The organism is Robinsoniella sp., assembly GCF_034124845.1.
The window spans coordinates 1-11,515 of sequence record NZ_JAWYAJ010000359.1 but is presented as its reverse complement, the minus strand read 5'-3'; the positions used below and the strand labels follow the sequence as shown (position 1 = coordinate 11,515).

The following is an 11,515-nucleotide window of genomic DNA, read 5'->3' as shown; positions in this document are numbered from 1 at the left end:
CATTTTATCCTGCTGAAAAAAAGTTTCCCAGTTTTCAAAACAATTTTCGTCCGGTATATGAAACTCCTTTTGAAAGGATTCCCTCCGCCTGGGATCGGGTTCCGCCACCGCAATAAATTCCAGTTCTTCCGGATGCCTGCCTGCATAGGATGCATAAGCCTGGGCTCCCCGCTGTCCTGCCCCGATCAGCGCCGCTTTTATCTTTTTCATCCGTTCTGTCCTCCTGTTGTTAGTGAATAACGTTCTACAGCTTCAATCATCACTTCATAATTTTTATATACATTTTCGGAAAGTATCCTCCCCAGCGGGCAGGACGACGGCATCAGCACAAAGCCTCTTCCCTCACCTTCCATCCCCTGGCACATGGCATGTTCCACTTTCATTTTAAATTCTTCCTGGCCCATCTGCTCCATATCACTGATTTCAAGCCCTCCAAATAATACCATCTGCTGCCCATATTTTTTACGCACTTCGGATAACTCTACATCGCCCTGGGGAACAGGTTCCATGGGATCCAGCCCGGAACAGCCGGTCTGTGCGGTATACTCCAGTATATCTTTCTGCCTTCCATGCTGATGGATTCTGGCAAAACCGCCATACTTCTGTATTACCCCAACCAGCTCCCGGTCATAATCCGTTACATATTCCTTATACAGTTTCGGTGGCAGATATGGCGGCGCCGCATATTCCGGACCATATATACGCCAAAGCCTCCCCGGCAGATCTTCGGCAATCCGCGCCGTTTTTTTTAATAATATTTCCTGTGCCTTTTTTAACGCTTTATGAAAAAGTTCCCCCTCGGTCATCGCTATGATCATATACTCTTCCATATCCATCAGGGATGCTATCTCACACAAGGCATCCCCCGTTTCTATCATTACAATACCGGTATCTCCGATTTCTTTTTCCACGGATAGAATCTGCCGGTAATCCGGCTCTCCGATTTCTTCAGAAGGCAGTGCAATCCAGGCTTCCAGATCTTCTTCATCCTTAATAAAATGTTCCAGAATCCAGACAGTATTTACATCCGTATCCCGTCTTGTATGCTGACGCAGTGTGCGGTCCCCTGCCTTTATTTCCGTAATTACATGCTTACGTCCCTGCTCATCAAAATAGTTGGTTACTACCGTCTGTTTCTCCACCTGGGTAGCCGTATGCACAAATGGAATGTAACACATAATCATACGGTCTGTTTTTTCCCTGGCCAATTTAAGCAGGGGCTTCCAGGATGGATGATTATAAATGTTAAATGGATCGGGATCCTGCTCATCCTCCGAATACCCGTTGATTTCGTAAAAGGATACCGGCGGCCTGTCAACAGGTTCCCCCTTAAGAACAGCCATCAATCGTTCTTTTCTCGTCATAAACTTCTCCTTTTATTTCAATATTATTTCACTTTTATTTCAGTGCTGACGTTGCCGTCAAAGCATCTTCAATCTTTTCCCCGCACACGATATTCAGCAGAACAGCCGGAGCACTGATCATTACCATAGTTGCCCCCAGCAATCCCCAGTCCGTACCTCTTAATGAAGTAAAATAATTTAATGAAATGGGGAGGGATCTCATATTCTGTGAATCGATCAGCAGATATGCCAGTGAAAATTCATTCCAGGAATAATTCATGAATACCACAATCACAACAGTAGTCACTGCAGGCGCCACCATTGGCACCATAATTTTAAAAAATGTCCGAAATACGCCGCACCCGTCCATATAAGCCGCTTCCTCCAGTTCAAATGGCAGTGACCGGAAATAACCGGTAAATATGATTACCGATATGGGCAGGGCACTTGCGGTATAGAGCATAATCATCCCCTGGTAGGTATTTCGCACTCCCAGATCACCCATCAGGCTGAACAAAGAAAGTACGATTACAAAAACCGGAACAATCATCCCTACCTGCAGCAGATTTACCATAAAACTGCTGAGTTTAAATCTCATTCTGGCTACCGCATAAGCAAACATAATTGCACAAAATATAGTAAGCAAAATCGTTCCCGCAGTATACACCACGCTGTTCAGGAAAAACCTTGGGAAATCAAACGTTGTAAATGCATCTGCATAATTGCTGAACATCCATTCCACAGGCAATCCGAATGGATTTATCATTACATCTTCCTTTGTCTTCAGAGAAGTCAGTACCATCCACAATAACGGGTATAGAAATAGAAAACTGATCATCACCATACTCAACCAAAGGATAATTTTTCTGCCTTTTTTCTTCATTATAGCTCCTTCCTTTTGTCTAATATAACTCCCAGCGATTAACCAAATGTTCCGCCGGTCTGATCTTTTAATAGCACAGGTGTAAAATACTCAGCGCAGCCCGCTACACCTCCGTTTTTACACCTGCATACTCAAAAAATCACCCTCACCGAACCATCCTGTTATTTACTTTAAGTTATACAAGCTCGATCCGCTCTCTTGCCACAAAGCGATTAATCAGCATAAACACACCGATGCCGATCACTGCAAAAATAACTGCAATCGCATTTGCCTCTCCAAACTGCTGGCTCTGGTATGCCTTATAATAAAGCTGATAGACAATGGTTCTAGTCAGATCTCCCGGCCCTCCGTTTGTCATAACCTGCACGTGTGCAAACATACCAAGGGTTCCGGCTGTAGATATAATCAGTACAAATTTAATGATTTCCTGAAGCAGGGGAATCGTAATATACCTGCACTGCTGGAAGAAATTAGCTCCCTCCACCTTTGCTGCCTCCATATAGGTCTCCGGTATGGAACGAATTCCGGAATATAACAGAACCATATTGTAGCCAATATACTGCCAGACGAATACAAACGCCACACACCAGATCGCCGTCTTTTCATCTATCAGCCAGGTGTGTATCAGTTCACTTAATCCTAATTTTGTCAATAAAGTATCGATAATTCCCCAATTGGGCTGTAAGACCATTTTCCACATGAGACAGATAACGGTAATGTTTAATACTGTTGGCATAAAATACGTGATCTTGACATAACGCCTCATTTTTGCCGAGCAAAGGTTGATAAACAGGGCAAGGAGCAATGATACAGGGCCTGCAATCAGTGTCTGCAGCAGTACAATTTTTAGTGTATTGGAAACAGAATGCCAAAACACAGGATCGGTCAGAACCGCACTGTAATTCCCGATTCCCACAAACTTCCCTATCTTAAATCCATCGTATTCAAAAAAGCTCGTATAAATAGTCGGCAGCATAGGGTATAAAATAAATATACTAAATATGATGGTGGCTGGTGCCAGGAACACCAGTATGATCCATTTCTTGCTTAAATATCTGTCCATGGCTTTACCTCCCCATCCAATTACTTCTCAGCATCTTTCTGCAGTTTATCCATAGTGGTGCAAAATTCATCTGCCGTCAACTGCTTGGTCAGCAGTTTTCCAATATTAACTTCTAATTCCGCTTTGACCGAATCTTTCAGGAAGTTAGATGCATAATTTGGTATTACATCCATTCCCTCCTGGTTAAACAGATCATAATAGTCCTTGGTGATAGGGGAAAGTTTTGGTTCTGTTCCAACATCCATCCCCACTGCATTTCCCATTTCTTCCGAGAAGAATTTGGCATCCTGTTCCACCATCCACTCTGCCAGTTTCACTGATTCCTCAATGTTTTCACTGTTTTTGGATACCATGTAACCGCCATATGCCTGTCCCCAGCCATTGAGGAATCCAGGTGTCTTATTAAAAGTTGGAAGTGAAAAATAATCCAGATTCTCCATTTTGTCAATTGAACCATATACCCACAATGGTGCATAGATCATAGGGGATTTGCCGGATGTGAACAGTGCCACATGTTCATCATAAGTAGTAGTTGCCGCATCTTTTGCAAATGCACCGGCATTGATCATCTGTTCATATTTTTTCATGGCGTTTCGGAACGGTTCTGAATCAAATCCCATATCTCCGGCTATAATCTTCTTCATATTTTCGGGATCATCCATGGTAATCAGTTCCTGGGGTAAAAATGCGTATGCCGTAAAACTGCCCAGCATAGAGATTGGAACATAATCTTTTGCCGCAAACTGGGTGCAGGCATCCAATAACTCTTCAAAATTTGTGGGTACTTTTATATTTTCCTTTTCAAATATTTCTTTGTTATAAATCATTGCTGCGGTATAGTAGGCGTCCATCCCCGCACTGATTGCATAGATATTACCATCGCTGTAAGGAACCAGCGCCGATTTTGTTTTATACCGGTCAATAAATCCGTCTTTCTCAATATAAGGCGTCAGATTCACTGCATTATCACTTTCCAGAATAATATTCCATCCGAAAAATACATCTGGCAGCTCCCCGGAAGCATTGTAGATACGCAGTTTTTCCTGATATCCTTTGCCCGGAAGTTCAAATTCCACATCCAGATTCGGAAGGTCATTTTTCACATTTGGCGCGTAACATTCGTTGTATAATCTTACTCTGGCTTCGTCCTCAGACATCAAAAATGCCTTCAGTTTTACCGGTTCTCCCGACGCTGTTTCTGCCGTCGCCTGCTGCTTATCTTCTGCTGCTTCTCCGTTTTCGTTTCCCGCTTCATTTCCGGCATCTGTTTCTCCTGCTGCTGATTCACCTCCATCTGTTTTCCCCGCTGCCGTTTCTCCTGCTGCCGTCTCACTCTTTGCGGGATTCTCCGTATTTCCGCTCTTTCCTGTGGAACACCCCATACAGATTAAAGATGTAATCACTAGTACCGCCGCCGCTTGCATCCATTTCTTTCTCATATCTTATCCTCCTTCAGATATTAATTGTAAATTCAGTATATCTGACTTAGCAGATCTCCGTAAGACAATATTGTTTGTTCATTGGTAATATTGTTTGATTTTCATGAATCAAAAAAGAAGCTTTCCCCAGGATTGCGCTGCATATAGATGGTAAATAAATCACCTGGTTTTGGAAAGCCTCTTATCTTAAAATCCTATTCAATTTTTTCCATATATTTGGACGGTGAAACACCGGTATATTTCTTAAAACATTTCCCAAAGTACCCCAGATCCCCATAGCCCACCTGTTCAGCCAGCAGCGTCATATTCCGGCATCCCTGGTCAATTAATGTCTTAGCCCGTTCAATCCTAAGAGATGTAATATATTGATTCAGCGTAATTCCAGTCTGCTTTTTAAAGCTGTGACACAGATAATGGTAATTCACATAAAAGTACCCTGCAATGTCATTTATTTTAAACTCCGCTTCACAAAAATGCTCCGCAATATAAGCCTTAATTTCCTCCAGCTGCTTCATCCCTCTGGTATTTTTGTGCTCACTAATATAACACAGCGCTTTGTCAAATAAGTCCAGAATCCTGCTCTGTGCCTGGCTAATGGTATGAATGCCATCCAGCATCTCCATTGGTGACTGCATTTGGGGAAATAGTTCTCCAAATGGAACCGACACTTCCTCCAGATACTCCAGACAGGTGAAAATAAATTCCATGCAATGACACTGCAGCATGTCATAACTGATGCGGTGCTCCTGGGCTTCCGTAAATATCTTTTTCACAATACACTGTACGGAATCCCGTTCCCCCTGCCTCATCCCCATAATTAATTCATTCCTGATTCCCGAATGAATCAGGGTATTCTGACTGATAAAAGATTTCGTCTTTTCATAGTCAACCACACTGTTTCCCACACTGTTATATTTATTTTTCAGGGAAAATAGTGCCTGTTGATAAGAAGTTGAAATTCCTGCCGGTTCAGAAGCTGAATTCCCGATTCCGATGGTAACGGTAAATGGAAGGTGCTTTGAAATAAATTCTGCCATTTGAAGCACACATTTTTTAATTTCAGCTTTGCTATTATCTTTAGATACATCCCCGCACAACAGGCAGACGATACTATCCCGTTCATCCACGCAAAAATAGGGATGCATATTGCCGGGAATCAGTTCCTGGGCAATGTTTCGCACCGCATATTTCCACAGTTCCTTATCCGCCACATCCCACTGTCTGGATTTAAAATCATCAATTTCCATGACCAGCACAACAAAAAAATGATAATCCAGATTCATCCCTTCCTGTCCCGGTGACATTTTACCATGTGCACTTCCGGCTGAAACAACTCCCCGAATTAAATCGTTTAAGATCTTTTCCTCCAGCAAAGGCTGATTTCTTTTTACCTGTTTCTCCAGACTGGATAGTTTTACCTGGTAACTGCGCAAGGCTTCCACTTCTTTCGAAATCTCCCGGATCGCCTGGCACAGTTCCTCTTCATTCAGCGGCTTTAACAAATAACTTTTCACACCGTAATTCATTGCCTTCTGCGCATATTGGAATTCACTGTGGCCGCTTAAAATTATGATTCTGGTTTCCAGCTTCCGTTCGTATATCAGCTTACTGAATTCAATCCCGTCAATAATCGGCATATTAATATCCAGAATTACGATATCCGGTTCTTCCCGTTCCACCAAAAGTAAACCTTCTTCCCCATCAGAAGCTTCACCTGAAATATGACAACCCATTCCCTCCCAATCAATACATGATTTCAAATACTGCCGAAAGTAATATTCATCATCTACAATCACTACCTTTGTCATAGATTCTACACCTTGTCCTTTATCGCCTTTCCGATTTCTTCTTACCGTCCTATATCGCCCATCCAATTTCTTTTATACACGCTCTTTTATACACTCTCTTCTATCACCTTTTCGATATCTTCTTCATCTTATCTTTTACCGCCTGTCCTTCTTTGGAATTCGTACAATGACTTCGGTATAAACCCCATAGCTGCTGCTGACAGCCAGTCCATAGGAAGCCCCAAACACCAGCTTTAACCGGTTATCAATAGAATTCAGTCCGAAGCCCCCTCTTTCATCCGTCTTTTGATCCGTCAGCACTGAATCCAGTTTTTCTTTTCGGATCCCCACTCCATTGTCATAGACCGAAATCAAAATATCATCTGCATCACTAAAGTACTTAATCCGGATATCTGATTTGACTTTTTTAGGCTTTATTCCATGGTAGATTGCATTTTCCACCAGGGGCTGAAGCGTTAGTTTGGGAATAATATATGCTGCCAGCTTAGCATCACCCTCAATCTGATAATTTAATTTATCTACATACCGGATGCCCTGCATATACAGATAATTCTGGATCAGATCCAGCTCCTCCTTCAGCGTTATGATGTCCGAACCATTACTCAGGGAAATACGATAAAAATTACCCAGGGATCTGGTGTACTGCATGGCATTATCTTTCATGGAAATCCCGATTAGTGAAATAATGGTTTCCAGTGAATTGTATAAGAAATGGGGTTTAATCTGCGCCTGGATTAAACGGAATTCGTAATCCCTCTTCCGCTCATTTTCAATTTCAATCTGGTGCATCAGCTCCTGTACCCGGTCCACCAATTGATTAAATCTTCTGGTGAGCAGATTCAGTTCCTGTGGCGAGCGTACCTCCGTGGTATGGCTGTTTCCATTAATACAGTCAAAAGATTTCATGGCAACCGCCAGTTTATGTATCGGCTTTGTTACTCTGCTGGCTATTGCATAGGACAGCACGAAGGAAATTACAATTGCGATGATACCAATGTTCACCATTGAAAGCGTTATTTTGTCCATTTCACTTACCAGATAGCGCTTGGGCACAAAGTCCATGACCTGCCAGTGATTAATGGGAATCTGTTCCGTCGTAATGATATAGGCATCCTTTTTATTTGCATAGATCTCCAGGTCCCGGATATCCTTATACAACAGCGATTTATCGGAAGAAGAGATAATATTCATATCTTCATTTACAATATACAGCTCCGCATTTTTTTCGATAATATCCCGGTAAAACCCGCTTACCTTGCTCTCCTTTACAATTGCAAATACATACCCCAGTACATCCGGTGACCAGATATCCATAACCTGCTTGGTGATTACAAATACATTTTCCGTCCCCACCAGTTCATTTTTCATTTCCAGAGGTCCATACCAGGTTGGTTTATTGATAATGTCAGACATCTGGATGTTATTCTTTTCAAATGTACTGCTAAAATTCTCTTTGGAATACATGCCCATATCATAAAAGGTTCCGCTTTTTGAAAGAATAACAACAGAATCTATGTAGGAATTCAAAGCCGATTTTGCATAAACTGCACGAATCAGTTTCATTTTGATGTTATATCTTTCTTCTTCTGAAATGGGAACCTCATCATGGTACTTTAATATTTCCTGTAAGGTACTGTCTACGGATAAAGTGAGGATATAATCATTGATGCTGTTTACCAATAGCTCCATATTATTGCACACCAGGGAAACTTCCCTTTGCTGGAACATCTTTGCTTTCTCTGTTATTGTTTTTTCGAAAAGAACATTGGAAATGACCGCAATTGCCAGAATGACTACAATAATATTTAATGCACTGAAAAAAAAGAATCTCTGCTTAATCGTTGATTTTATTTTTAATGAAATATGCGGCACCTTCATTTGACAATCCCCCTGAATGATATGGATTTATTGCAGCAAACACCTTTTGATTATGGCACTGGTTTTCTATATCATACTATTGAAACGGTTGTGAATCAATTATTTCCAGTATTTTCTACCCGCTTACTTTTTACAGTTTTTACATAAGCCTCTATGTTTGCAAACGGAACCTCCGGCTCCAGAACATGGGTAGGCGCTATCACAAGTCCACCATCTCTGCCCACACATTCTATCATTCTATTCACTTCCTGCGTTACCTCTTCCGGTGAACCAAAAGGCATTGTAGTCTGGGTTCCGATGGTTCCCCACAGATTCACCCTGCTGCCATACCGCTCTTTTACTGCAATTGGATCCATACATTCCGGCTGTATCGGGTTTAGAATATCCACGCCGATTTCAATCAGATCTTCAATGATATCAGAAATATCTCCGTCTGAATGGTAATAGCACAGGACCTTCGGATTGACCGCCTTCGCGCTGTCTATCCCGCGTTTCAGTCGGGGTTTCAGCCATTTTCTCCATAGCTTTTTATCCATCATCATCCCCCGCTGTGTAGCCACATCATCTCCAAACACCACGATATCAAATCCTGCTTCTGCACATTTCTTCGCCATTTCACATTTTATCCTGCACATACGTTCCAGGCACGCTTCCGCCATTTCTTCATCCGCCAGCATATCCATGAGCAAATTTTCCATGCCCCTCAAATACCAGGCCGCTTCAAATATATCAATATTACATCCTGAGGTATTCATGGTGATGCAATCTAATGCTTTCAGCTCTGCGATAGTCTCTTTTAACCCATCCCACCGATAATCCTCCAAAATATCAGGAAGTGGAAAATCCCATACCTCTACCGGTGTTTCAAAGAATTTCATGGGAGATACAAACTGCCGGAAATGATAGCCGGTACTCCCCGCCTTGTACCCAACACCCCACTCATCATAATAATCATAGGATTGTCCTGCAAAATAGGCGGAAAAATCCTGCAAGTGTTCCGTGGGACGGATTCTTACAGGTATTATGCTGCTGCCATAATATTTTCGGTAATCTGCTGTATGGTATCGCCGCTCAAACTCAATTTCCAGTTCCTCACTTAACCGTATAAAAAAAGGAATCTGCTCTGGCTGCCGGTGTGACATTGCCATAAAAAAGTTTTCTCTATTTGTCATAATGTTTACCCCTTTGCAATTTATTTTGTTATAATCAAAATTATATCAATTAGAGAGCCAGCCGGCTTTGTCAATTATGATACAATGTTTGCAATTTACATTCGTTATACATGATCTGATTTTTGATTTCCATGATTAATTTAATCAGTAATTTCACCAATATTTTCATCAGTAATTTCAACAGAAATTTTATCATTATCTTCATCCGTAATTTCAACAGAAGTTTCATCTTTATTTTTATCAGAAATTTTATCAGCTATTTTCATCAATAATTTGATTATTTGCCTTGGAGGATTCCCAATGAAAAAAGATTATCAGGATACTTACTTAGACAGCTCTGTCATCATAGAATCACTTAAGACCGTCCATTACTTTAAATTTAGTCCGGATTATAATTACAGGGGGGAAAGTCATGATTTCTGGGAATTTATTTATATCGACTTTGGAATTTTGAATGTCCGCATAGAAAATGATATATATACTTTGGAAAAAGGAGATTTGGTATTGGTTAGCCCGGATGCCTTTCACAATGTATGGGGAAATTACCAGCATCCATCCGATATCGCTGTTATTTCATTTCGAAGCCCCAGCTCCCGCTTATCGGGTCTTTCTCATAAAATCATCAAAACCAGTCAGCGGCTGATCTGGAACTGCTGATCATTGATCTGGTACGAAAAGACTCGGAATCTCTTGAGGCAGGGGAACTTATAAAATCAGAAAGCAATACTACCGGTACTGTTTCTTTAAGTTTAGCACCTTTTAGTTTTGCTTCTTCTAGTTCTGCTCATTCCAGTTCCATTAAATTACACAAAGAAAGGACTATTATCCGGCAGATACAAGATTATTTTGAAAACCATTTGGGTGACTCCTCTCTTACCTTACAACAAGTCTGTAGGGAAAACTGTGTCTCCAGTGCTCTCCTTCAACAAATATTCCGCCGTAATCTGGGGACCGGTGTGATTGAATATTATAATAACCTCAGGATTGAACGCGCCATGCACCTGATTCAGATCGGGAAATATAATATGACAGAAATTTCCGATATTTTAGGATATAACAGCCTGCATTACTTTTCGAAATGCTTCAAAAAAGCAGTTGGTATTCCGCCAACTGCCTATGCATCTTCCATTGAAGTATTGCATCATTCGTATGAATAATTCTTTTATTGGAATGAAAATATATCTTTCAAAGAATAAAAATAAGACAGCCGATTCATAAATTATCCGATCAAATTCTATATTTGGACATTTCATTCCGGTATAAAATCTGATCTTCCAATATATTTTCAGCTGTCTTATTTTAGAGCATGTTAGAAAAGTTTATTACGACACATAAACTTTACAAGTTGCCTTCTTTCCGGTTGCTGTTTTGACGGTTATAGTTGTATAACCTTTTTTCTTTGCTGTGACTTTACCTTTGGAATTGATTTCCGCAACTTTTTCTTTTGAAGATGTAAATTTCAATTTGTCATTTGCAGATATCGGCGTTCTGAGAACCTGTAACTTCATTGATTTACCCTTTTTCAGGTTTATCGTGTTCGCTCCAAAAGAAACTTTGTTCGTAGCGACAGCATTTTCCTGTACGATAACGGTACATTTCGCACTGACACCACTCTTCATCGTAACTGTAATATAAGTAGTTCCTACTGATTTCGCCGTAATCTTTCCGGTCTTTTTATCAACCTGAGCTACCTTTTTATTTGCCGATGTCCACTTACGTACAGTATCCCCTGCACTACTGGACTTCACCTTTAAGGCTGTTGACGTCTTCTTGACCTGCATCGTTGTAGATTTGGCATTTAACTTAACTTTTGCTTTCTTTTTCTTGATATCTCTTTTTTCTAATACGATATCACAGCGTTCACATTTTTTAACTTCCACACCTTTCGCGAAGATTGTAGGTGCTTTTTCTGCTTCCCAGTCTCCTGCA

12 protein-coding genes are annotated in these 11,515 nt (G+C 41.1%); 2 read left to right on the top strand and 10 right to left on the bottom strand.

Going from position 1 to position 11,515, the window contains the following annotated elements; translation table 11 throughout:
• From ACH2DQ_RS18085 to ACH2DQ_RS18045, 9 genes are all read right to left on the bottom strand, one after another.
• Positions 1-210: Gfo/Idh/MocA family oxidoreductase (locus ACH2DQ_RS18085; RefSeq protein ID WP_395027749.1), on the bottom strand; the 210-nt coding region annotated here is incomplete at its 3' end.
• Positions 207-1,364, bottom strand: a complete 1,158-nt coding sequence (locus ACH2DQ_RS18080) for a uroporphyrinogen decarboxylase family protein (RefSeq protein ID WP_394914904.1) — start codon at positions 1,362-1,364, stop codon at positions 207-209. The genes ACH2DQ_RS18080 and ACH2DQ_RS18085, both read right to left, overlap by 4 nt.
• A 34-nt stretch (positions 1,365-1,398) precedes the next feature.
• Complete coding sequence (locus ACH2DQ_RS18075) at positions 1,399-2,226, bottom strand: carbohydrate ABC transporter permease (RefSeq protein ID WP_394914903.1); 828 nt, start codon at positions 2,224-2,226, stop codon at positions 1,399-1,401.
• 175 nt (positions 2,227-2,401) lie between these two features.
• Positions 2,402-3,289 carry a carbohydrate ABC transporter permease gene (locus ACH2DQ_RS18070; RefSeq protein ID WP_394914902.1) on the bottom strand — a complete coding sequence of 296 codons (888 nt, stop codon included), beginning with the start codon at positions 3,287-3,289 and terminating at the stop codon, positions 2,402-2,404.
• 20 nt (positions 3,290-3,309) lie between these two features.
• The gene (locus ACH2DQ_RS18065) at positions 3,310-4,728 is read right to left on the bottom strand and encodes an ABC transporter substrate-binding protein (protein ID WP_394914901.1); all 1,419 of its coding nucleotides are present in this window, start codon (positions 4,726-4,728) and stop codon (positions 3,310-3,312) included.
• A 194-nt stretch (positions 4,729-4,922) separates the two neighbouring features.
• Positions 4,923-6,536 carry a response regulator gene (locus ACH2DQ_RS18060; protein WP_394914900.1) on the bottom strand — a complete coding sequence of 538 codons (1,614 nt, stop codon included), beginning with the start codon at positions 6,534-6,536 and terminating at the stop codon, positions 4,923-4,925.
• A 135-nt stretch (positions 6,537-6,671) separates the two neighbouring features.
• Complete coding sequence (locus ACH2DQ_RS18055) at positions 6,672-8,414, bottom strand: sensor histidine kinase (RefSeq protein ID WP_394914899.1); 1,743 nt, start codon at positions 8,412-8,414, stop codon at positions 6,672-6,674.
• 95 nt (positions 8,415-8,509) lie between these two features.
• Entirely contained in the window at positions 8,510-9,586 is a 1,077-nt protein-coding gene (locus ACH2DQ_RS18050) for a uroporphyrinogen decarboxylase family protein (RefSeq protein ID WP_394914898.1), read from the bottom strand.
• Positions 9,587-9,726: 140 nt separating this feature from the next.
• Positions 9,727-9,852 carry a hypothetical protein gene (locus ACH2DQ_RS18045; RefSeq protein ID WP_394914897.1) on the bottom strand — a complete coding sequence of 42 codons (126 nt, stop codon included), beginning with the start codon at positions 9,850-9,852 and terminating at the stop codon, positions 9,727-9,729.
• 34 nt (positions 9,853-9,886) lie between these two features.
• Here ACH2DQ_RS18045 and ACH2DQ_RS18040 point away from each other — a divergent pair, with 34 nt between their 5' ends.
• Positions 9,887-10,243, top strand: coding sequence for a cupin domain-containing protein (locus tag ACH2DQ_RS18040; RefSeq protein WP_394914896.1), 357 nt, complete (start codon positions 9,887-9,889; stop codon positions 10,241-10,243).
• Between the two features lie 200 nt (positions 10,244-10,443).
• Entirely contained in the window at positions 10,444-10,743 is a 300-nt protein-coding gene (locus tag ACH2DQ_RS18035; RefSeq protein ID WP_394914895.1) for a helix-turn-helix transcriptional regulator, read from the top strand.
• Between the two features lie 165 nt (positions 10,744-10,908).
• On the opposite strand, the gene ACH2DQ_RS18030 is transcribed toward ACH2DQ_RS18035, so the two are convergent.
• The coding region (locus tag ACH2DQ_RS18030; protein ID WP_395027744.1) for an Ig domain-containing protein at positions 10,909-11,515 on the bottom strand (607 nt) is incomplete at its 5' end.

Excerpts from the sequence above, each read along its gene's own strand:
- ACH2DQ_RS18065 (WP_394914901.1), bottom strand. The coding sequence starts at position 4,728 with ATGAGAAAGAAATGGATGCAAGCGGCGGCGGTACTAGTGATTACATCT.
- ACH2DQ_RS18055 (WP_394914899.1), bottom strand. The coding sequence starts at position 8,414 with ATGAAGGTGCCGCATATTTCATTAAAAATAAAATCAACGATTAAGCAG.
- ACH2DQ_RS18070 (WP_394914902.1), bottom strand. The coding sequence starts at position 3,289 with ATGGACAGATATTTAAGCAAGAAATGGATCATACTGGTGTTCCTGGCA.
- ACH2DQ_RS18040 (WP_394914896.1), top strand. The coding sequence starts at position 9,887 with ATGAAAAAAGATTATCAGGATACTTACTTAGACAGCTCTGTCATCATA.
- ACH2DQ_RS18080 (WP_394914904.1), bottom strand. The coding sequence starts at position 1,364 with ATGACGAGAAAAGAACGATTGATGGCTGTTCTTAAGGGGGAACCTGTT.
- ACH2DQ_RS18060 (WP_394914900.1), bottom strand. The coding sequence starts at position 6,536 with ATGACAAAGGTAGTGATTGTAGATGATGAATATTACTTTCGGCAGTAT.
- ACH2DQ_RS18045 (WP_394914897.1), bottom strand. The coding sequence starts at position 9,852 with ATGAAAATAGCTGATAAAATTTCTGATAAAAATAAAGATGAAACTTCT.
- ACH2DQ_RS18075 (WP_394914903.1), bottom strand. The coding sequence starts at position 2,226 with ATGAAGAAAAAAGGCAGAAAAATTATCCTTTGGTTGAGTATGGTGATG.
- ACH2DQ_RS18050 (WP_394914898.1), bottom strand. The coding sequence starts at position 9,586 with ATGACAAATAGAGAAAACTTTTTTATGGCAATGTCACACCGGCAGCCA.